This window comes from Streptomyces sp. NBC_00986, from assembly GCF_045162565.1.
Lineage (GTDB): Bacteria > Actinomycetota > Actinomycetes > Streptomycetales > Streptomycetaceae > Streptomyces.
On sequence record NZ_CP108733.1, the window covers coordinates 9,632,497 to 9,653,225 of the forward strand.

Below are 20,729 nucleotides of genomic sequence, written 5' to 3' on the forward strand. Positions count from 1 at the left end.
GCTGCGCGGACGCCCTTGGTGACCCCCAGCTCGGACACCTCGCCTGCCGCATCGCCGCCCCCGGACACGCGACGCCCGGGTACCCCGCCCGCAGCGTCAACGCCCCAGGAGACTTCAAGACCCGGCGACGCCCCGCCCGCCCGACCCGTTCACGTGTCGTCCGAGCCCGCCAGCTTGCCGAAGTCGTGGTCCGGGAAGGACGGAGGCGGGCCCACGTCGAGGCCGTAGTGGTGGTAGAGCTGGAGTTCCTGGTCCGGGGAGAGGTGGCGGCCCACCCCGAAGTCGGGGGCGTCCTTGATCAGGGAGCGGTCGAAGGGGATGTGCAGGGTGCCCTCGATCAGTTCGCTGGGCTCCAGGGGGACGAAGGCGTCTCTGGAGAACAGGCCGGTGCGTATGGCCGCCCACTCCGGTTCGCCGGTCGCGTCGTCGAGGTAGACCTCGTCGATCGTGCCGATCTTGGCGCCGGTGCGGTCGAACGCCTTGCGGCCGATCAGGTTGCGCGGATCGATATCGGTCTGCACGGGCCCTCCTCCTGGTCGCAACTCATCCGTAAGCACTACAAAAGAGCACATTGGGGAAGGTGGCCACTCGAAAGCTCGGGTTCAACGCTCGCTGGTAGGCTGGCCATCGGCTGCTGACCCCGTGCGGGAGAGTCCTCCAGACTTCACCGGAGGCGCCGAAGGAGCAAATCCTCCCCGGAATCTCTCAGGCTCACGTACCGCACGGACGAGGTCACTCTGGAAAGCAGGGCGGGTGTCGTCGACAGTGTCGACGGTGTTCGCTCTCACCGACGGTGAAAGCCGGGCGCCTTCGGGATGCCCGGTGAAGCTCTCAGGTTGAGATGACAGAGGGGGAGGCCGTCCGGCACCCCGCTGTCGTGGTGCCCTCGAAGGTCGTGTCCGACCAGGAGGCCTCCCTAATGACCGTCCCTCGCATTCCGCTCTCCGAGCTCGAACAGGGCATCCCGTTCGAGCAGCGCCACATCGGGCCCGACCAGGAGGCGCGGGCCAAGATGCTCGCGCAGGTCGGATACGGCTCGCTCGACGAACTCACGGCCGCCGCGGTCCCCGATGTGATCAAGAACGCCGACGCTCTCGATCTGCCGGGCGCCCGTACCGAGGCCGAGGTGCTGGCCGAGCTGCGTTCCCTCGCGGACCGCAACGAGGTTCTCGGTTCCATGATCGGGCTCGGGTACTACGGGACGTTCACCCCGCCCGTGATCCTGCGCAACGTCATGGAGAACCCGGCTTGGTACACGGCCTACACGCCGTATCAGCCGGAGATCTCCCAGGGGCGGCTCGAAGCCCTTCTGAACTTCCAGACCATGGTCGCCGATCTGACCGGGCTGCCGACCTCCGGGGCCTCCCTGCTCGACGAGGGCACGGCCGCCGCCGAGGCCGTGGCGCTGTCGCGGCGCATGGGCAAGAACAAGAAGGGGCTCTTCCTGGTCGACGCGGACACGCTGCCGCAGACCATCGCCGTGATCGAGACCCGAGCCGAGCCGGCCGGGGTCGAGGTCGTCGTCGCCGACCTCAGCGAGGGCATCCCGGCCGAGATCGCCGAGCGTGAGATCAACGGCGTCCTCGTGCAGTACCCGGGCGCCTCCGGTGCCGTACGCGACATCGAGCCGCTGATCGAGCAGGCGCACGCGCTCGGCGCGCTCGTCACCGTCGCCGCCGATCTGCTCGCGCTGACGCTGCTGAAGTCGCCGGGTGAGCTGGGCGCGGACATCGCGGTCGGTACGACGCAGCGGTTCGGGGTGCCGATGGGCTTCGGCGGGCCGCACGCCGGATACATGGCCGTGCACGAGAAGTTCGCGCGCAGCCTGCCCGGGCGGCTCGTGGGCGTGTCCGTCGACGCCGACGGACACAAGGCCTACCGCCTCGCTCTGCAGACGCGTGAGCAGCACATCCGTCGGGAGAAGGCCACCAGCAACATCTGTACCGCCCAGGTGCTGCTTGCCGTCATGGCCGGGATGTACGCCGTCTACCACGGGCCCGAGGGGCTCAAGGGCATCGCGCGGCGGACGCATCGGTATGCCACGATCCTCGCCGCGGGGCTGAGGGCCGGCGGCGTCGAGGTCGTCCACGGCGGCTACTTCGACACCGTGACCGCGCGCGTTCCCGGCAGGGCTGCTGAGGTCGTCGCCGCTGCCCGTGAAGACGGCGTCAACCTGTACCTCGTGGACGCCGACCAGGTGTCGATCGCCTGCGACGAGACGACGACCCGTGCCCAACTGGCCGCCGTATGGACCGCGTTCGGGGTCGACGGGGACATCGAGGCGCTGGATGTGTCGGCCGAGGACACGTTGCCCGAGGGGTTGCTGCGTACCGACGCGTATCTCACGCACCCTGTCTTCCGTGACCACCGCTCCGAGACCGCGATGCTGCGGTACCTGCGGCGGCTCGCCGACCGGGACTACGCGCTCGACCGGGGCATGATCCCGCTCGGCTCCTGCACGATGAAGCTCAACGCGACCACCGAGATGGAGCCGGTCACCTGGCCCGAGTTCGGGCAACTGCACCCCTTCGCGCCCGCCGAGCAGGTGCAGGGATACCTCACGCTCATCCGGGAGTTGGAGGAGCGGCTCGCCGAGGTCACCGGGTACGACAAGGTGTCGTTGCAGCCGAATGCCGGCTCGCAGGGGGAGTTGGCCGGGCTCCTCGCTGTTCGTGGGTATCACCGGGCCAACGGTGACGAGCAGCGGACCGTGTGTCTGATTCCGTCCTCCGCGCACGGCACCAACGCCGCGAGCGCCGTGATGGCCGGGATGAAGGTCGTCGTCGTGAAGACCGCCGAGGACGGTGAGATCGACGTCGAGGATCTGCGAGCGAAGATCGAGCAGTACCGCGACGAGCTGTCGGTGCTGATGATCACCTACCCGTCCACGCACGGTGTGTTCGAGGAGCACGTCGCCGACATCTGCGCGCAGGTCCACGAAGCCGGCGGGCAGGTCTACGTCGACGGCGCCAACCTCAACGCCCTTGTGGGGCTTGCCAAGCCGGGGCACTTCGGCGGCGACGTCTCGCATCTGAATCTGCACAAGACGTTCTGCATTCCGCACGGTGGCGGTGGTCCGGGGGTCGGGCCGGTGGGTGTGCGTGCGCATCTGGCGCCGTATCTGCCGAACCACCCGTTGCAGCCTGCGGCCGGGCCGGAGACGGGAGTCGGGCCGATCTCGGCGGCTCCCTGGGGTTCCGCCGGGATCCTGCCGATCTCGTGGGCGTACGTCCGGCTCATGGGTGGGGAGGGGCTGAAGCGGGCCACGCAGGTGGCGGTGCTCAGCGCCAACTACATCGCCAAGCGCCTTGAGCCGCACTACCCCGTGCTCTACACCGGGCCCGGTGGGCTCGTCGCGCACGAGTGCATCATCGATCTGCGGCCGATCAGCAAGGCGACCGGGGTCAGCGTCGACGACATCGCCAAGCGGCTCATCGACTACGGGTTCCACGCGCCGACGATGTCGTTCCCGGTGGCCGGGACGCTGATGATCGAGCCGACCGAGTCCGAGGACCTGATCGAACTGGACCGGTTCTGCGAGGCGATGATCGCCATTCGTGGGGAGATCGAGAAGGTCGGGGCGGGGGAGTGGCCGGCGGAGGACAACCCGCTGCGCAACGCTCCGCACACTGCGGCCGCGCTCGGTGGGGAGTGGGAGCACGCGTACACGCGCGAGGAGGCTGTCTTCCCGGCCGGTGTGTCCGTTGCCGACAAGTACTGGCCGCCGGTTCGTCGGATCGACCAGGCGTTTGGTGACCGGAACCTGGTGTGTTCTTGCCCGCCGTTGGATGCGTACGAGGACTAGGCACTCCGCTGGTAGACCGGACTTCGGGCGCGGGTTCGTTGTGGCTGGTCGCGCCGTTCCCCGCGCCCCTTTGGGGCGCTGTCGGACCGGGTTGGACTTCGGCTGGGAGTTCGTTGTGGTTGGCTGCGCCCCGTGGCGGAGCCACAAGTCGACACAGTCCCGCGCCCGTACAGGGGCGCGGGACCACTCAAGCTGGGTACGCGTGCGTCTGGGTTGCTTTCACCGTCGCCCACACCAACGCGCCCTGGTGCAGGTCCAGTTCGGCCGCCGCTACCGTCGTGAGGTCGGCGGTCAGGGGGAGTTCGCCGGTCAGGTCTACGCGGATCTGGTCGCCGTGGGTTTCCAGGCCCGCTACCTCGCAGTGCCAGAGGTTGCGGGCGCTGGCGGCGGTGGGGCGGTCGCCGTAGAGAGTTACGCCGCTCGGCGGGAACGCTACGAACACCTCGCCCTGTAGGTCCTCCGTGGTCGTGATCGTGGGGCCCGTGTCGAGGGTGACCGTGTGGCCGTCGGACCGGCCCTTGTAGAGGTTGAGGCCTACGAGTTGGGCGATGTAGTCCGTGCGCGGATGGCGGGCGATGTCGGCCGGGGTACCCTCCTGGACGATCATGCCCTGCTCGATCACGACCAGGCGGTCGGCCAACACCATGGCGTCCAGCGGGTCATGGGTGACCAGGACCGCCACCGCCTCGAACTCGGCCAGGTGGCGGCGGAGTTGGGCACGTACGTCCAGGCGGGTGCGCGCGTCCAGGGCTGCCAGGGGTTCGTCGAGGAGGAGCAGGCGCGGGCGGGTCGCCAACGCCCTTGCCACGGCGACGCGTTGGGCCTGGCCGCCGGAGAGTCTGCGGGGCTTGGCGGCTGCGTGCTCGGCGAGGCCCATGCGGTCCAGCCACTCGGCGGCGATGGTACGGGACTCCGCCTTTGTCGCTCCCTGGCAGCGTGGGCCGAAGCCGACGTTGTCGAGTGCTGTCAGGTGGGGGAACAGCAAGTAGTCCTGGAAGACGACTCCTACAGGGCGGGACTCCGGTGGTGTGCGGTTCAACTCCGCGCCGTCCAGCCATAGATGACCGTCCGTCAGGCGGACCAGGCCCGCCAGGGCGCGCAGCGCGGTCGTCTTGCCTGCGCCGTTCGGGCCGAGCAGGGCTACGACGTCTCCGGGGGCGGCGGTCAGTTCTACGTCGAGGCGGAACGTGCCGCGGTCCACGACGAGATGGGCGTCGAGGCCCTGGGCGCCGGTGAGTTCGACGTCGGCGGTGTCGGTCATGACGTGCACGTCCAGGGTGCTGATCTGCGGGCGGTCGTACGGCAGTTGCTCATGACGTGGTCATCCAGCGGTCCCGTAGGCCTGCCAGGACCGCGATCGACACGGCGAGGAGGACCAGGCTCAACGCGATGGCCGCTTCCGGGTCGTTCTGGAGGGCCAAGTAGACCGCCAGCGGCATGGTCTGGGTGCGGCCGGGGAAGTTGCCGGCGAAGGTGATCGTCGCGCCGAACTCGCCCAGTGCGCGGGCCCAGGCGAGGACCGCGCCCGCCGCGATGCCGGGGGCGATCAGGGGGAGCGTGACCCGGCGGAACGCCGTGAAGCGGGAGGCGCCGAGGGTTTGGGCCGCCTCCTCGTAGCGGGGGTCGGCGGCGCGCAGGGTGCCCTCGACGCTGATGACCAGGAACGGCATCGCAACGAACGCCTCCGCCACCACGACGCCGGTCGTGGTGAAGGGGAGGGTGATGCCGAACCAGGAGTCGAGCCACTGGCCTACGACTCCGTTGCGGCCGAGGGCGAGGAGCAATGCCACGCCGCCTACCACCGGGGGCAGGACCAGCGGGAGTGTCACCAGGGCGCGGAGGAAGCCGCGGCCGGGGAACTCCGTGCGGGCCAGGACCCAGGCCAGCGGGACGCCCAGGACCAGGCTCACGGCCGTCGCCGCGGTCGCGCTGAACAGGGAGAGCTGGAGCGCCTGCCAGACCTCCGTGCTGGTCAGCTGGGAGGGGAGGGAGCGCCAAGGGGCCCGTACGAGAAGGGCGATCAGGGGGAGGAGTAGGAACGCCAGCCCTACCAGCGCGGGGATCAGGAGGGGGAGCGGCACCCCGCGGCCGGTCATCCGGACACGGCGACGCCGCGGACCGGCCTTGAGGGTCTCGGCCGCGGCGTCGGAGGTGTCTGGCTGGGTCACGGCTTGAGGAAGCCCGCCGCGGACAGCACCTTCTGGCCCTCGGCGGACTGCACCAGCGCGATGAACGCCTTGGCGGCGACGGCGTTGGGCGCGTTCTTGAGGAGGACGATCGGGTAGTCGTTGATCGCGTTGGCGGACTCGGGGAACTCCACGCCCTGCACCTTGCTGCCGGCCGCGTGCACATCGGTCTTGTAGACGACCGCGGCGTCGGCCTCCTTGAGCTCCACCTTCGTCAGGGCGCTCTTGACGTCGGCCTCGTACGACACCGGGGTGAGCTTCAACTTGCTTGCCGTGAGCGCCTTTTGGGCCGCCGCGCCGCACGGCACCGTCTTGTCGCAGAGCACGACCTTCAGCGAGGACTTGGTCAGGTCCTTGAGGGAGGTCACCTTGTCGGGGTTGCCCGGCAGGGTGGCGATCTCCAGCTGGTTGCGGACGAAGGTGGCCGGCGTGCCGACGCCGTCGCCCTTGTCCGTGACGATCGCCATGGTCTTGGGGCTCGCGGCCGCGAACACGTCGGCCGGGGCGCCACCGGTGATGCTCGCGGCGAGGGTGTCGCTGCCGCCGAAGTTGAAGGTGACCTTGGTGCCCGGGTTCGCCTTCTCGAAGTCCTTGCCCAGGGTCGTGAACGACTCCTGCAGCGAGGCGGCGGCGAACACGGTGACGGTGCCGGACATCTTCGGGGACGCGGACGTCGAGGAGTCGGACTTCGAGGAGGACGAGTCGTCGCTGGAGGAACAGGCGCTCAGGGCCAGCAGCGCGGCGGCTCCCGCCCCGGCCACCTGTAGGGTCCGGCGGGTCCGACGCGCGGAACGGGTCATCACGGTTCTACTCCTCTGGTCTCTTCATGAAAGGGGCTCATGAAAGGGGTGGTCGCGCCCTGGGACGACCGCAACGGCCGTGCCGCGATGATACTGCCGCATTTGCAAGGCATAAGTCTCCTGTCGCATCGCATGAGCTGCACTATTCGCTTGCGGGCCGCGCATGTGCGTTTGTACGGGAGTGCCGTCCGGGTACCACATTCCGGGAGGTGATGGCTCGTGACGCTCGCGCAGCTCGACCTGACCGGGGACCTGGCCCGCCCCGCCCGGCTGACCGTGCCCGACCTGCTCGACTGGCCGCTGCACCGCGTGCGGGTCAGCTTCGAGTGCGCCACCAGCGGCATCCAGGTGCACCGCTTCGCGGGACCCCGTCTCTACGACGTCCTGTCCTCGGCCGGCCCCGGCTTCGACCCCGTCCGCCGCAAGGACCGGCTGCGTTTCCTCATCGCGGTCAGCGGTGCGGACGGGCACCACGCGCTGCTGTCCTGGGCCGAGATCGACCCCGACTTCGCTCATGCCCCTGTTCTGCTCGCTGTCAGCGTCGACGACACCCCGCTGGACCGTGCCGGTCCGCAACTGGTGCTTCCGCAGGACCGTTGCGGGGCCCGGCACATCAGTGGGATCAGGGCGATACGGGTGGACGGGGGATACGGGACGATCCCGCCAGTGCCCGCCACACCCGGTCTCGGGTCAGCGGAAGTTCGGTGAAGCGCACGCCCGTCGCGTCCCGCAGCGCGTTGGCGAAGGCGGGCGCGACCGGGTTGAAGGGGCTCTCGCTCATCGACTTGGCGCCCAACGGCCCGATGGCGTCCGCCGTTTCCATGAAGTGGACCTCGGTGCGCGGCACGTCCGCGTACTGGGGGAGCCGGTAGCGGCGGAACGCGGCCGTCTCCACCGCGCCTTGCTCGTCGATCCGTACGTTCTCGAAGAGGGTCGCGCCGAGCGCCTGGGCGACCCCGCCCTCCACCTGCCCCCGGCACTGCATCGGGTTCATCACCTTGCCCGCGTCGGCCGCGTGCACGCTGCGCAGGATGCGGATCTCGCCGGTGCCGGGATCGACGGCGACCCTGAACCACTGCGCGTTGAAGGCCACCGAGCGGGGCGTCCCGCCGAAGTGCCCGTCGGCGCTGAACTCCATCCCGACCGCCGCACCCGCCGCGTGCAGCTCCTTCAGGGTGAGACGGCCGCCCGGGTGCAGTACGGCCTCCTCGGCCAACGTGCAGTCGGCACACGGGAGTTGCAGATGGGCGGCGGCGAAGTCGAGCAGTTGGTCGGCGAGAGCGCGGGAGGCGCGGAGAGTGGCCTTGCCCGCCACCACCGTGCCCGTGGAGGCGAAGGCGCCCGTGTCGTGCCGTACGACGTCGGTGTCGGACTGGCGGACGGTGATCCGGTCGACGGTGGTGGCGAGTTCACCGGCCGCGATCTGGCGGTGGACCGTGGTGGTTCCGTTGCCGAACTCCGCTGTGCCTACGGCGAGATCGAAGCTTCCGTCGGGGAGGAGGCTCGCCTTCGCGTCGGCGATGTGGCCGCCGGGTGGGCCGGTCGCGATCATCGCCAGGGCCGCTCCTTCGCCCACCAGCCAGCCGTCAGGAGCGGCGTCCCCAGGTTCGGTCTGCGCGCGGCGCACGATCGACACGCACTGGTCGAGGCCGTAGCTCGCGATGTGCAGGTCCTCCTCCTCGCCACCGGGGGTGATCATCGCCTCGCCGGGGCCGATGATGTTCTTCGCCTTGAACTCCAGTGGGTCCAGGCCGAGTTGGCGGGCCAGTTCGTCGAGCGCCGATTCCACGGCGAACATCACCTGGCCGAGGCCGTAGCCCCGGAAGGCGCCCGCCGGGACGGTGTGCGTGTAGACGGAGAAGGCGTCGACCTTCTTGTGCGGGGCGCGGTAGACGGCCATCGACTCGCCGACGCTGTGGAACATGACGGCGGGGCCGTGATTGCCGTAGGCGCCGGTGTTGGAGACAACTCGCAGTTGCAGTGCGGTGAGTTGGCCGTCGCGGCGGGCGCCTGCCTTCACGTTGATCGTGAAGGGGTGGCGGGTGGTCGCGCCGTAGAACTGTTCGGCGCGGGTGTACTCCAGTTTCACCGGGCGGCGCAGGCGCAGGACCGCGAGGGCGACGATGTCCTCGACGAGCATCTCCTGCTTGCCGCCGAAGCCGCCGCCGACCCGGCCGGCGACGACCCGGACCTGTTCCTCGGGGAGGTCGTACAGCGCGCACAGGGCGCGGCGGGTGAGGAACGGGGTCTGTGAACTGGTGCGTACCGTCAGCCTGTTGTCCTCGTCGAACCACGCCACCGCGCCGTGCGTCTCCAGGCTCGCGTGCTGGACGCGCTGGGTGCGGTAGGTGTCCTCGTAGACGGCGTCGGCCTCTGCGAAGCCCGCCTCCACGCTGCCGATCTCGCCGTGTGCCTCGCCGACCACGTTGTTCTGCGGGCGTGAAATGCGAGCCGTGGCAGCGTCCTTGTCGTGCACGACCGGGGCGCCGGGGCGCATCGCCTCCTCCGGGTCGAGGACCGACGGCAGGATCTCGTACGTCACCTCGACGCGTCGGCAGCCCTCCTCGGCGGCGGCCTCGCTGTCGGCGACCACGGCGGCTACGCGTTGGCCGATGTAGCGGACGGTGTCGTCGAGGACGCGGGTGTCGTCCGGGTCCTCCGTGGGGTGTTCGTGGCGGGCCGTGGAGAAGTGGCGTTCCGGGGCGTCGTAGTGGGTGAACACGGCGTGCACGCCCGGGACTTGGAGCGCTGTCGTGGTGTCGATCGCGGTGATGCGGGCGTGGGCGTGCGGGGAGCGGAGGAGCTTCATGTGGAGCAGGCCGGGGACGTCGATGTCGAAGGTGTAGCGGGCCGTGCCGGTGACGACCTGCGGACCCGCCGGAGCGGGGAGGTTGCGGCCGACCGCCTCGCCCGCGCCCGGTGCCTCGGCGTGGCAGACGCCTCGTACCGCGTCCTCGATGGCGCGGTAGCCGGTGCAGCGACACAGGTTGCCCTTGAACGCCCTTGGCAGGTCGGTGAGTTGGTCCTCGTTCAGGGCGGCCGTCGTCATCAGGAAGCCGGCCGTGCAGAAGCCGCACTGGAAGCCCTGCGCGTCGAGGAACTTCCGCTGGACCGGGTGGAGTTCACCGTCCTCGGCGGCCAGGCCCTCGACCGTGGTGACGGCGCGGCCGTCGGCGCGGAAGGCCGGGTAGAGGCAGCTGTGCACCGGCTCGCCGTCCACGTGGACCGTGCAGGCGCCGCAGTCGCCCGCGTCGCAGCCCTTCTTCACGCCGAACCAGCCGCGCTCGCGGAGGTAGGTGCGCAGACACTGACCCGGGCGGGGTTCCTCGGCGAAGGACCGGCCGTTGACGTCGATCTTCATGCTGCGGTCTCTCCCAGCTCCCGGCGGATCTCCTCGGCGTAGCGGAACGTCATGTGCGCCCGCCACTCCGGCAGCCCGTGGATGTCGTCGAACCACTCGTCGTCCGCTACGGCGGAGGCGATTGCTGCGTGCAGTTGCTCGGCCGTCGGGGGCAGCGGGAACCACAGGCGGAACGGGCGGACCGTGGACGCGGTGATCGTCAGCGCGAGTGAGCCGTCGAGTGGGTCCAGGGTGCCGATGACCAGGACTCCGGAGCGGCCGAGGCCGTAGAGGGACGCCTGGCGGAAGGCCGTACGGGAGGTCAGGGCGCGGGCCGGGATTGTGATCGAGCGGAGGAGTTCGCCGTCGGCGAGGTCCTTGCGGCCCGCGCCGGTCACGAAGTCGGCGACGCGGATCCGGCGTCGTACGCCGTCCTGGGACAGGAGGAGGCACTCGGCGTTCAGGGCGGCCGTGAGGGAGATCATCGGGCCCGCGGGCAGGGCGTTGCAGAGGTTGCCGCCGACCGTCGCCAAGTTCCAGATCTTGAAGGAGGCGAGGAAGGCGCGGCAGCACTGCTCGAACAGTGGGGCCGCGGCTTTCTCCAACTCCTTCGCGAAGCGGGAGAGTTGGGCGATCGTGCAGGTGGCCGCGATCTCCAGGGAACCGTCCGGGTGGTGCTCGACGGGCGTCCAGCCGGTGCGGCTCAGGTCCACCAGGCGGCGCAGGTGCGGTTGCGGCTCGGAGAAGAGATACGTGCCGCCGCCGAGCCAGGCGTCGCCCGGCCGCCAGGGTGTCGGCTGCCGGGCGTCGAGGATCTCGGCCACCGTGTTCAGGTCCATGACCGCCAGTGAAGCAACGCGGAGGCGGTCGGGACGACTAGTTCACAGCACGGAAACGTCGACGTTCCACGGCCGGACACTGGAGGATCAACCAAGAGGCGTTTCGGCCGATTGGTCTTGCACTTACCATGCAATCACTCGCATTCACCTGGCGAATGCGAGATGCGAGGAGCCGGAACCATGCACGTCGAACACCTTCTTCAGGACGAGTCCCTCGGCCTGCGCCTGCTGTGGGCCGAGGACGCCCAGCTGGCCCGGGAGATCAGCGGAGTGACCGTGACCGACCTGGAGGACCCCGCCCGTTTCGTGCGGCGGGACGAGGTGGTGCTCAGCGGGCTGGTGTGGTGGACCGCCGAGGACGGGCCCGGGCGGGCCGAGCGGTTCGTGTCCGCGCTGCGTGGTGCGGGGGCCGCCGCGCTGCTCGCGGGGGAGGAGACGCACGGCTCGGTGCCGGACGATCTCGTCGAGGCGTGTGTGCGGCACGGGGTGCCGGTGGCCGCCGTACCGGCGCACATCATGTTCCGCGCGATCACCGACACCGTGTACCTCGGTCGGTGGGGCGAGCTGAGCCGGCGGCACACGCTGCCGGAGAACGTGCGGGGGCGGCTGAGCCGGATGGCCGCGCAGGGGGTGGGGCCGGAGGCGATCGTGACGACCGCCTTCGCGCACCTCGAACGGGCCGTCGCGTATGTCCTCACGCCCTCCGGGCGGACGGTCGCGGCGACGCCGATGGCCTCCGCGATACCGGTGGAGAAGGCGGCCGGACTGCTGGGGGAGGCCGTACCCGTCGACGCCGACGGGGTCTCGCCGTACGAGCGTTGGCACCTCTACCTTCCCGACCCCGACGACGCGCCGCCGCGCATGGTGCACGAGCTGGCCTCGGTGTTGGGGCGCTGCCAGGAGGCGCGGGTGCGGGCGCGGGCCGAAGAGCGGCAGACGGCGGACGAGTTGGGGGCGTTGCTCGCCGTGCCGGGCGCGGAGGGTGCGGCCGTGGCGGCCGCGCTACGGGCTTGTGGGTTGCCGGACGACGGGCCGTACCGGGTGCTCGTCGCGGAGACCGGGGCTCAGCGGGCGGGGCTGGCGGAGGGGGCGTTGGCGGAGGTTGTCGCGCATGCGGGGCCGGGTGCTGTCGGGCGGTTGGCGGACGGTACCGCCTTCGCGGTCGTGGGCGGGGTGGAGGTCGGGGCGTTGCAGGACGTCTGGCCGCTTGTCGCCTCCGCCGAGAACGGCGTGCCGCTCTACGGCGGGACCGGGGCCTCCGTCGACATCGCTCAGGCGCTCAACGGGGACTTGGCGGAGGCGCGTTACGCACTTGCCTCGGCGCGGAGTACCGCTGCGGCGGGTGGCTCCGCGCTCACCGACGCCGCGACGCTCACGGGACTCGACGCGCTGCTCACCGGTGTTCCGGCCGAGGTCCGTACCGCCTACAGCCGGACCGTGCTCGGTGAACTGCGGTCCAACGCCGTGCTGTTGGAGACGCTGGAGACCTTCCTGGCCTGTGACGGTTCCTGGGCGCGGACGGCGGAGGCGCTGCATCTGCACGTCAACTCCGTGCACTACCGCATAGGCCGCATCGAGCACTTCACCGGCCGCGACCTCTCCCGCCTCTACGACCGCCTCGACCTGTGGGCGGCCCTGTTGTGCCGGACGGACAGCGCCTAACCTGCACGTTCAGCGGTCCAACATGCCAGGTTCCAACATTCCAGGGGAGGTTGGGCGTGCTGCTGCGTCAGCTGGAGTACCTGGTCGCGCTCGCCCGTGAGCGGCACTTCGCGCGTGCCGCGGCGGCCTGCTATGTCTCGCAGCCCTCGCTGTCGGCCGCGATCCGGCGCCTGGAGCACGAGTTGGACGTGCCGATCGTGCGGCGCGGCCGACGGTACGAGGGGCTGACCCCGGAGGGCGAGGTGGTGCTGGCCTGGGCGCACCGCATCCTGGCCGAACAGGACGCGCTGCACCAGGAGTTGTCCGCGCTGCGGGGCGGACTGACCGGCACGCTCCGGCTGGGCGTGGTACCGACCGCGCTGCCCGCCGCCTCCCTCCTCACCACCCCGTTCTGCGTACGGCACCCCCGGGCCCGGGTCGCCCTGGAGTCGCTGTCGTCCGTCGGCATCGCCCACGGGCTCGCCGAGTTCGAGCTGGACGCGGCGATGACGTACCTGGACGACGACACCCTGCGCAACGTCCGCCGCCTCCCGCTCTACGAGGAGCGGTACGTCCTCCTCACGCCGGTCGACGGGCCACTTGCCGGTGTCTCCAAGGCCAGTTGGGCACAGGCGGCCACGCTTCCCCTCTGTCTGCTCAACTCACGGATGCGCAACCGCCGGATCATCGACGAGTGCTTCGCCGCCGAGGGCGCCACGGTCTCCCCGGCGATCGAGTCGGACAGCGTGGCAGGGCTCTACACCCTGCTGCCCGGGGGCCGTTGGTCCAGTGTGATCTCGCATGCGTGGCTGCACATGTTCGACGTACCGGACGGGATGCGGGTCGTACCGCTGAACGGGCCCGCGCACGGTCCCCGGGTCGGACTGGTCGTCGCCCGCAGCGAGCCCCAATCGGTGCTGGCGGAGGCGCTGTTGAAGGTGGCCAGGGAGGCGGGCGTAAGGGACGCGCTCGACGAGTTGCTGCACACGTACCTGGGCGACGGCAGCTGATAGGAGCGGGCTATCTAGGCATAGCAACGTTCGCTTTGACCAGGGCGATTCACCCCGAGGATCGTGAAGTGCATCTTCCGACAACGGAGTTGAGGAGCCGCGACATGGCCAAGGTTCTCTGTGTCCTGTACGACGACCCGATCGACGGATACCCGACCTCGTACGCCCGCGACGACCTGCCCGTGATCGACCACTATCCGGGCGGTCAGACCACTCCCACTCCCGAGGCGGTCGACTTCACCCCGGGGCAGCTGCTCGGCAGTGTCTCCGGTGAACTCGGCCTGCGTGCCTACCTGGAGGCGGCCGGGCACACGCTCGTCGTCACCTCCGACAAGGACGGCGAGGGCTCGGTCTTCGACCGGGAACTGGTCGACGCCGACATCGTGATCTCGCAGCCGTTCTGGCCCGCGTACCTCACCCCGGAGCGGATCGCCGCCGCCAAGAACCTCAAGCTCGCGGTCACCGCCGGCATCGGTTCCGACCACGTCGACCTCGACTCGGCGATCTCGCACGGCGTGACGGTCGCCGAGGTGACGTACTGCAACAGCATCAGCGTCGCCGAACACGTCGTGATGATGACGCTGTCCCTCGTGCGCAACTACCTGCCGTCCCACCAGGTCGTGCTCGACGGCGGCTGGAACATCGCGGACTGCGTGGCCCGTTCGTACGACCTCGAAGGCATGCACGTCGGGACGGTCGCCGCCGGGCGGATCGGGCTCGCGGTGCTGCGGCGGCTCGCGCCCTTCGACGTCAAGCTGCACTACACCGACCGGCACCGGCTTCCCGAGGACGTGGAGCGGGAGTTGGGGCTGACCTGGCACGAGAGCGCCGAGGACATGGTGCCGCACTGCGACGTGGTCACCATCAACGCGCCGCTGCACCCCGAGACGGAGGGGCTGTTCGGGGACAAGCTGCTCGCGCAGATGAAGCGCGGGGCGTATCTCATCAACACCGCGCGGGCGAAGATCGTGGACCGGGACGCCGTCGACCGGGCCCTGCGCAGTGGGCAGTTGGCGGGGTACGCCGGTGACGTGTGGTTCCCGCAGCCCGCTCCGGCGGACCACCCCTGGCGCACGATGCCGCACCACGGGATGACCCCGCACATCTCCGGTTCCTCGCTGTCGGCGCAGGCCCGGTACGCGGCCGGCACGCGGGAGATCCTGGAGGCGTTCTTCGCGGGGCGGCCGATCCGGGACGAGTATCTGATCGTGGACGGGGGCGCGTTGGCGGGTACCGGCGCGCACTCCTACTCGGTCAACGAGTGACGCGGTGACGGACAGAGGCCGCTGCCCGCCTCACACGCGGTCGATGTGCACGTTCGTCGACTTCACGCGGGCGGTGGCCTCCATGCCGACCTCCAGGCCGAGTTCCTCGACGGCCTCGCGGGTCAGCAGGGAGACCAGGCGGTGCGGGCCGGCCTGGATGTCGACCTGGGCGGCGACGTCGCCGAGCTTGATCGCGGTGACGATGCCGGGGAACGCGTTGCGCACCGAGGTGTAGGAGGGGTCCTCCTCGACACCGCCCGCCTTCGCCAACTCGACGGAGAACGCGGCCAGATCGATCCCGTCGATGAGGCGGCGCCCGCCCTCGTCGCGGTGGGTCGTGACCCGGCCCGCGTCCGCCCACCGGCGCGCGGTGTCCGGGCTCACGCCGAGCAGCCGCGCCGCCTGGCCGATTGTGTAGGACTGCATACGCGCCACCCTAGGGCCAGAAACGTGAACCGGTGGACGGGGGGTTGGCTCTGGGGTATAACGCGATATAGCGCCAGGCGGTCGATCGGGGTGAGGGTATGTCGGGTGAGCTGACGAGCACTACCGGGTTGCGGGCCTCGCATGCGGACCGGGACCGCGTCGTGGAGGCGCTGACCGGCGCGGCGGGCGACGGCAGACTGACCGCCGAGGAACTCGACGAGCGCGTCGAGGCGGCCCTGACCGCCCGCACGATGGGGGAGTTGGCGGTGCTCACGGCCGACCTGCCGGTGGTGGCGGGTGCGACCCCGGTCGAGGTGAAGGACGTCGCCCGCATCGAGCAGAACGGCGGTTCGACGCGGCGCGGTGATGGCTGGGTGGTGCCGCGCCGGCTGGAGATCCAGTCGCGTCTGGGCGATGTGACCCTCGACTTCACCCAGGCGGTGATCACCCAGCCCACGCTCCGCATCGACCTCGACATGCACCTCGGTGCGCTACGGCTGCTGCTCCCGCCGGGCATCGTGGTGGACACCGACTCCCTGGTGCTCAACTACGGCAAGCTCAAGGCGCGCGGGCCCGGTGACGCGGGGGCTCCGGTCGAGCTGCGGATCGAGATCGTCGGGCAACTGGGCTTCGGCAAGGTCCTGATCCGCCGGACGCGGCGCGCGGTCAGGAAATCCCCGACGCCCTGAGGACCGACCGCGCGGTCTCGTCGTCGATCAGATGGCCCAGGTGGCGCCGGACGTCGGTGCCCTGGCGCAGTGTGCCGCGTTCCATCGAGCGCCGCATGCCCGTGTCCAGCTCGTGCCAGAGCAGGGGGTTGGCGACCAGGACGCGGGGGTCCAGTTCGAGCCATTGTCCGTACGTGTCCCGCAGGACCAGGCGGGTGGAGACGTCTCCGTACTGCCGTACGACGGTCAGCGCGTCCGTGTGCACCGTGCGCCGCAGCAGCGGGCTGTCCACGGTGAGCCAGCCGGGGCCCGCGGTGACGCGGTGCGGCAGCAGGACGACGAAGAGCACCGCCGACAGGACCAACCACAGCAGCGCGCGGATCAGGGTGAGGGTTCCGGCTTCCCCGTCGACCAGCAGGGTCATGACGAGGAAGCCGAGCGCGCAGCCCGTCGCCAGCCGGGCGTCGCCACGCCAGTGGCGATCGCCGGCCGGGTCCGGTGGGAGGGTGCTGTGCCGCATGAGGCCGACGCTAGGCCGCGGACAGCGCGCTGCGGGGGCCGCTGACGGGGCTCTTACACACCGGTGCCGGATTTTGTCGTGCCTCTTACGGTGACGTCGGCTCGGGCGGTCCCGGACGGTCGGCCGGTGCGTAGACGAGGGCGCGGTGTGCGTCAGCCCGTGTGCACGCGCGGGCGTCGGTTGCGGTCCGGCTCCGCCTCCCTCAGTACCTCCCGGGTGACCGGGGCGACCTCGCCCTGGCCGAAGAGGAAGAAGCGGAGGAAGTTGGCGAAGGGGTTGCCCTCGGTCCACTCGAAGTACATGTGCGGGATGCGGCCCGTCGAGTCGCGGACGTGGAGCATCAGCGCGGCCAGGGCGTTGGGGATGGAGGACGACTCCAGGGTCAGGACGCGGTAGCGGCCGTGCAGCACCTCGCCGCGTACCGTCAGGCCCGCCTCGAACTCGGAGGCGTCGAGGACCGTCACCTCCACGAAGACGAAGTCCTCGCCGGGGATGTCGTTGTCGTTGCGGATCTGCTCGATCTTGTCCCGGTACTCGGCCTTGTCGCGGCGGTCGGGCTCGTTGGCGACGAAGCGGATCTTCCGGCTGGCCATGTCACGGATGAATCGTTCCGCCATGGAGTCCAACTGCACGCTCGTCACGCGGAGTTCGAAGGCGCGGGCCAGCCGGGACAGCAGGGAGACCAGGATGATGCCGGCGATGAAGCAGGCGCCGATCTTCACACCGTCGGGGCGTTCGATGACGTTCACGACGGTGACGTAGAGCAGGACGGCGGAGACGATGCCGAAGACGACGGTCCAGTTGCGCTGCTGGGCGCGGCGGGCCGCGATGGTCACCGCGATCGCCGCCGAGGACATGAGGACGAGGACGCCGGTGGCGTAGGCGCCGCCCTGCGCGTCGACGCTGGCGTCGAAGATCCAGGTGACGAGGAACGCGACCAGCGTGAAGACGATCACCATCGGGCGGACCGCGCGGGCCCAGTGCGGGGCCATGCCGTAGCGGGGGAGGTAGCGCGGCATCAGGTTGAGCAGGCCTGCCATCGCGGAGGCACCGGCGAACCACAGGATGGCGATGGTCGAGAGGTCGTAGACCGTGCCGAAGGCGTTGCCCAGGTACTCGTGCGCGAGATAGGCGAGCGCGCGGCCGTTGGCCTGGCCGCCCGCCTTGAACTCCTTCTCCGGGATGAGCACCGTGGTGATGAAGCTGGTGGCGATCAGGAACACGCTCATGATGAGCGCGGCGGTCGTCAGCAGCTTCTTCGTGTCGCGGATACGGCCCTTGGGGTTCTCGTGGGTGTCGTCCGGGTCGCCCTCGACGTGCGGCATGACGGCCACGCCGGTCTCGAAACCGGACAGGCCCAGCGCGAGCTTGGGGAAGACCAGCAGGGAGACGCCGATCATCGCGAACACGTTGCCGTGCTCGGTGGTCAGGGCGCTGCTCCAGTCGGTGACCACGTGCCCGTGGGTGACCACGTGCCACATGCCGACGATCACGACGACGACGTTGAGGCTGAGGTAGGCCGCGACCAGGTACACGGCGACGCCGATCGCCTCCAGGAACCCCTTCAGGAACACCGCGCCGAGCAGGGCGACCAGGATCAGCGTGATCAGCATCTGCTTGTCGTGCAGCATGCTCGTCAGGTGCGGGTTCTCCACGAGGTGGGTGGAGGCGTCCGCCGCCGACAGGGTGATCGTGATCAGGAAGTCCGTCGCCGCGAACCCGAGCAGGGTCAGGACGAAGAGCTTGCCCTTCCAGAACGACAGCAGCCGTTCCAGCATCGCGATGGAACCCTCGCCGTGGGGGCTCTCCTCGGCGACGCGTCGGTACACGGGGAGGGCGCCGGCGAGGGTGACGATCACGAGGACGATCGTCGCGACGGGGGAGAGCAGGCCGGCGGCGAGGGCCGCGATGCCCGGCTGGTAGCCGAGGGTGGAGAAGTAGTCGACGCCGGTCAGGCACATCACCCGCCACCAGCGCTGGCCCTGGTGGACGTGCTGCTGGGGTTCCGGTGCGGTCTGCGCGACCTGGTGGCTGCCCTTGCCCATGTCGGCCAGGCCCTCCAGCATCCAGGCGCGCAGACGACTGGGAGGGTGTTCGGTCGTGGCCATCGGCGTGCTCCTGGAGTGCGGGTCAGCGTGTGGTCTCTGGCCATCACGCGGACGGCGGCACCAGCGTAAGCGGAGAGTGACGCGTGGGCCCACGGATGCGGGGGCCTTCGGCGTCAATCTTGCGTTAAGACTGGCCGGGTTGGGGGTGGGGGCGCATCAGGAAGGGGGGATGGGGCTGGTTGGGGGTGCGTTGGGCTGTATGGGGGGTGGGGTGGGGGTGGTTCGGGGTGGTGGATACCCAGCGTTACGGGGGTGGGGGCTTGGGGGCTGGTGTTTCGGCGCCTTGGAGCTCGGGGGTTCTGTTGTGTGGCGGGTGCGGGGGCGTTGGGGCTGGTCGCGCAGTTCCCCGCGCCCCCAGGGGGTGCCGGCGGGGCGGGGTTGGATGTGGGAGGTGCCTGCGCTCGTGCCGAACGCCCCTGGCTGGCAAGGCAGTTGCGACCCCGTCAAGGGCCCGTCAATCCCGGCCGGGGGTGCGTCAGGGCTTCGTCAACGCGCGTCGTTCCCGGTCTGGTCCGGTTCCAGACTGGCGGACGTGGGGGACGGGCAGGGGGAGGCGCCATGACGATCACGGCCGGTACATCGCGGAGGCCCAAGAGACCGGCTCCCTCGCCGGCGTCGGTGCGGCCGGCGGTCGGTCCGGCCGGGGGGAGCTCCGGTCCGGCCCCGACAGGGAAGCGCCCCTGGCGTCGCCTGCGCCGACGGACCGTGGCCGCGCGGGCCGCTCTCCGCCGCCGTTACTGGGCCGGCGTGCCCGCCCGGCTGCGTCTCCTGCGCGCGGTCACGGTTCTGCTCGCCACCGGCCTCGCCCTGCTGCTCGCGCTGGCCGGTCTCTCCGCCTCCGGTACCTGGAACACCGTGGCCGGCCGTGACGCACCCCGCACCACCAGCGCCGCCGACCTCGAACTCGCCCTCAACGACATGGACGCCCAGGTCGCCAACCTCCTGCTCGCCAACGGGGACGCGGGCAAGGGGCGGCTGCGGACGCCGTACGAGAAGGCGGTCGGGTTCTACGGTGATGCCCGGGACGAGATCGGGCACGACCTCCGCACCCTGGCCGTCGCTGCCCAGGGGGACCGGGGCGACGAGGAGACCGTGGAGTCCCTCACCGACTTCTTCGCCGAGTATCAGGAACTCGTGGGGCGGGCTCTGGAGAATGACGGTCGCGCGGGGGGTAGGGCGGCCGCGTTGGGCGACTATCGCCGGGCTACCGATCTGGTTCAGGGGCAACTCCTGCCCGAGGCCCGGGACTTGGTGTCGTCCAATGACGCCGTGTTCAACTCCGAGTACACGGCGGCCCGTTCCGCGCTCCACGACCAGATTGTCGCCGTCTTCGCGCTCGGTGTGCTGCTGCTCGTCGTACTCGGGTTGCTTCAGTGGTATCTGTCCCGGCGGTTCCAACGGACGCTGAACGCAGGCATGTTGGCCGCCACCGTCTGCGCTGTCCTCGCCGTTCTCCTCGGTGTTCAACTGCTCTCCGCCACCCGGGAGGATCTGCACGGCGCCCGTCGCGACGCCTTCGACTCCGTCGTCGCGCTGTCCCGGGCCCGTGCGATCGCCTACGACGCCAACGCCGACGAGAGCCGTTATCTCCTGGATCCGCAGCGGCGTGACCAGTACGCGTGGTCCTTCCTCGCCAAGTCCCAGGAGCTGTACGGGTTGAAGGGTGCGAGCCTCGGCACCTACGACTCTCGACTCGCCGTCACCTGGCGGGAGTACGAGGCCGATCATCAAGTCCTGCACTTCACCGGTGAGTTCCGGCGCGAGCTGGACAACATCACCTTCGCGGGGGAGCGGGGCGCGGCGGAGAAGACCGTCGAGACGTACGCCGTCTACCAGCGCGACGACCGGATGATCCGCAAGCTGCTCGCGGAGGGGGACGAGGCCGGTGCCGTGCAGTTCTGCATGGGCTGGGAACCGGGTACGTCCAACGCCCACTTCGAGGCCTGGATGGGCGCGTTGGACGACGTCACCGCCATCAATCAGCGGCATTTTGACCAGTTTGCCGCCGCCGGGCACTCGGACATCAGCGAGCTGCTGCCCGCCGCGCTCGGAACCCTCCTCGCGGCGGCCGCGCTCACCGTCCTCGGGCTGCGGGCGCGGTTCGCCGAGTTCCGGTGAGCG

The 20,729-nt window shown here is 70.2% G+C and carries 16 protein-coding genes and 1 riboswitch; of the genes, 7 read left to right on the forward strand and 9 right to left on the reverse strand.

Annotation, left to right across the window (positions count from 1 at the left end):
* Window positions 1-149 precede the first annotated feature (149 nt).
* Window positions 150-521 carry a PRC-barrel domain-containing protein gene (locus OG504_RS43295; protein WP_405994652.1) on the reverse strand — a complete coding sequence of 124 codons (372 nt, stop codon included), beginning with the start codon at window positions 519-521 and terminating at the stop codon, window positions 150-152.
* 114 nt (window positions 522-635) lie between these two features.
* Window positions 636-731: riboswitch (glycine riboswitch) on the forward strand.
* Window positions 732-919: 188 nt separating this feature from the next.
* Here OG504_RS43295 and gcvP point away from each other — a divergent pair.
* Entirely contained in the window at window positions 920-3,805 is a 2,886-nt protein-coding gene (gene gcvP / locus OG504_RS43300) for an aminomethyl-transferring glycine dehydrogenase (RefSeq protein ID WP_405994653.1), read from the forward strand.
* Between the two features lie 187 nt (window positions 3,806-3,992).
* Here the strand turns inward: gcvP and OG504_RS43305 are convergent, their stop codons facing one another.
* From OG504_RS43305 to modA, 3 genes are read right to left on the reverse strand one after another with little or no spacing between them, the layout of a single operon-like run.
* Window positions 3,993-5,066, reverse strand: a complete 1,074-nt coding sequence (locus tag OG504_RS43305) for an ABC transporter ATP-binding protein (protein ID WP_405994654.1) — start codon at window positions 5,064-5,066, stop codon at window positions 3,993-3,995.
* A 49-nt stretch (window positions 5,067-5,115) separates the two neighbouring features.
* A complete protein-coding gene (gene modB, locus OG504_RS43310) occupies window positions 5,116-5,973 on the reverse strand; it encodes a molybdate ABC transporter permease subunit (RefSeq protein ID WP_405994655.1) in 858 nt (285 codons plus the stop codon).
* Window positions 5,970-6,791, reverse strand: coding sequence for a molybdate ABC transporter substrate-binding protein (gene modA, locus OG504_RS43315; protein WP_405994656.1), 822 nt, complete (start codon window positions 6,789-6,791; stop codon window positions 5,970-5,972). The genes modB and modA overlap by 4 nt, the downstream gene beginning before the upstream one ends.
* A gap of 219 nt (window positions 6,792-7,010) precedes the next feature.
* Here modA and OG504_RS43320 point away from each other — a divergent pair, with 219 nt between their 5' ends.
* Complete coding sequence (locus tag OG504_RS43320; RefSeq protein ID WP_405994657.1) at window positions 7,011-7,499, forward strand: molybdopterin-dependent oxidoreductase; 489 nt, start codon at window positions 7,011-7,013, stop codon at window positions 7,497-7,499.
* Here the strand turns inward: OG504_RS43320 and OG504_RS43325 are convergent.
* A complete protein-coding gene (locus OG504_RS43325; protein WP_405994658.1) occupies window positions 7,414-10,152 on the reverse strand; it encodes a molybdopterin-dependent oxidoreductase in 2,739 nt (912 codons plus the stop codon). The two genes, OG504_RS43320 and OG504_RS43325, sit on opposite strands and share 86 nt — an antisense overlap.
* Entirely contained in the window at window positions 10,149-10,970 is an 822-nt protein-coding gene (locus OG504_RS43330) for an FAD binding domain-containing protein (protein WP_405994659.1), read from the reverse strand. Before OG504_RS43330 ends, OG504_RS43325 begins: the two co-directional genes overlap by 4 nt.
* A gap of 180 nt (window positions 10,971-11,150) precedes the next feature.
* On the opposite strand from OG504_RS43330, the gene OG504_RS43335 reads away from it, so the two are divergent.
* From OG504_RS43335 to OG504_RS43345, 3 genes are all read left to right on the forward strand, one after another.
* Complete coding sequence (locus OG504_RS43335) at window positions 11,151-12,632, forward strand: helix-turn-helix domain-containing protein (protein WP_405994660.1); 1,482 nt, start codon at window positions 11,151-11,153, stop codon at window positions 12,630-12,632.
* A gap of 56 nt (window positions 12,633-12,688) precedes the next feature.
* Entirely contained in the window at window positions 12,689-13,621 is a 933-nt protein-coding gene (locus OG504_RS43340) for a LysR substrate-binding domain-containing protein (protein ID WP_405994661.1), read from the forward strand.
* A 104-nt stretch (window positions 13,622-13,725) separates the two neighbouring features.
* Window positions 13,726-14,886, forward strand: a complete 1,161-nt coding sequence (locus tag OG504_RS43345; protein WP_405994662.1) for an NAD-dependent formate dehydrogenase — start codon at window positions 13,726-13,728, stop codon at window positions 14,884-14,886.
* Between the two features lie 30 nt (window positions 14,887-14,916).
* Here the strand turns inward: OG504_RS43345 and OG504_RS43350 are convergent, their stop codons facing one another.
* Complete coding sequence (locus tag OG504_RS43350) at window positions 14,917-15,312, reverse strand: molybdopterin-binding protein (RefSeq protein WP_405994663.1); 396 nt, start codon at window positions 15,310-15,312, stop codon at window positions 14,917-14,919.
* A gap of 98 nt (window positions 15,313-15,410) precedes the next feature.
* On the opposite strand from OG504_RS43350, the gene OG504_RS43355 reads away from it, so the two are divergent.
* The gene (locus tag OG504_RS43355) at window positions 15,411-16,001 is read left to right on the forward strand and encodes a DUF1707 domain-containing protein (protein ID WP_405994664.1); all 591 of its coding nucleotides are present in this window, start codon (window positions 15,411-15,413) and stop codon (window positions 15,999-16,001) included.
* Here the strand turns inward: OG504_RS43355 and OG504_RS43360 are convergent.
* Entirely contained in the window at window positions 15,979-16,500 is a 522-nt protein-coding gene (locus OG504_RS43360) for a hypothetical protein (protein WP_405994665.1), read from the reverse strand. The genes OG504_RS43355 and OG504_RS43360 overlap by 23 nt on opposite strands.
* Before the next feature lie 152 nt (window positions 16,501-16,652).
* Window positions 16,653-18,608, reverse strand: a complete 1,956-nt coding sequence (locus OG504_RS43365; protein ID WP_405994666.1) for an amino acid transporter — start codon at window positions 18,606-18,608, stop codon at window positions 16,653-16,655.
* A 705-nt stretch (window positions 18,609-19,313) separates the two neighbouring features.
* Here OG504_RS43365 and OG504_RS43370 point away from each other — a divergent pair.
* Window positions 19,314-20,726: a hypothetical protein gene (locus OG504_RS43370; protein WP_405994667.1), complete on the forward strand. Its 1,413-nt coding sequence runs from the start codon at window positions 19,314-19,316 to the stop codon at window positions 20,724-20,726.
* Window positions 20,727-20,729 lie beyond the last annotated feature (3 nt).

What these genes read in the sequence shown, in the direction of transcription:
- OG504_RS43365 (WP_405994666.1), bottom strand. Translation starts at nt 18,608, where the DNA reads ATGGCCACGACCGAACACCCTCCCAGTCGTCTGCGCGCCTGGATGCTG.
- OG504_RS43355 (WP_405994664.1), top strand. Translation starts at nt 15,411, where the DNA reads ATGTCGGGTGAGCTGACGAGCACTACCGGGTTGCGGGCCTCGCATGCG.
- OG504_RS43325 (WP_405994658.1), bottom strand. Translation starts at nt 10,152, where the DNA reads ATGAAGATCGACGTCAACGGCCGGTCCTTCGCCGAGGAACCCCGCCCG.
- OG504_RS43305 (WP_405994654.1), bottom strand. Translation starts at nt 5,066, where the DNA reads ATGACCGACACCGCCGACGTCGAACTCACCGGCGCCCAGGGCCTCGAC.
- OG504_RS43335 (WP_405994660.1), top strand. Translation starts at nt 11,151, where the DNA reads ATGCACGTCGAACACCTTCTTCAGGACGAGTCCCTCGGCCTGCGCCTG.
- modA (WP_405994656.1), bottom strand. Translation starts at nt 6,791, where the DNA reads ATGACCCGTTCCGCGCGTCGGACCCGCCGGACCCTACAGGTGGCCGGG.
- OG504_RS43360 (WP_405994665.1), bottom strand. Translation starts at nt 16,500, where the DNA reads ATGCGGCACAGCACCCTCCCACCGGACCCGGCCGGCGATCGCCACTGG.
- OG504_RS43350 (WP_405994663.1), bottom strand. Translation starts at nt 15,312, where the DNA reads ATGCAGTCCTACACAATCGGCCAGGCGGCGCGGCTGCTCGGCGTGAGC.
- OG504_RS43330 (WP_405994659.1), bottom strand. Translation starts at nt 10,970, where the DNA reads ATGGACCTGAACACGGTGGCCGAGATCCTCGACGCCCGGCAGCCGACA.
- OG504_RS43345 (WP_405994662.1), top strand. Translation starts at nt 13,726, where the DNA reads ATGGCCAAGGTTCTCTGTGTCCTGTACGACGACCCGATCGACGGATAC.
- gcvP (WP_405994653.1), top strand. Translation starts at nt 920, where the DNA reads ATGACCGTCCCTCGCATTCCGCTCTCCGAGCTCGAACAGGGCATCCCG.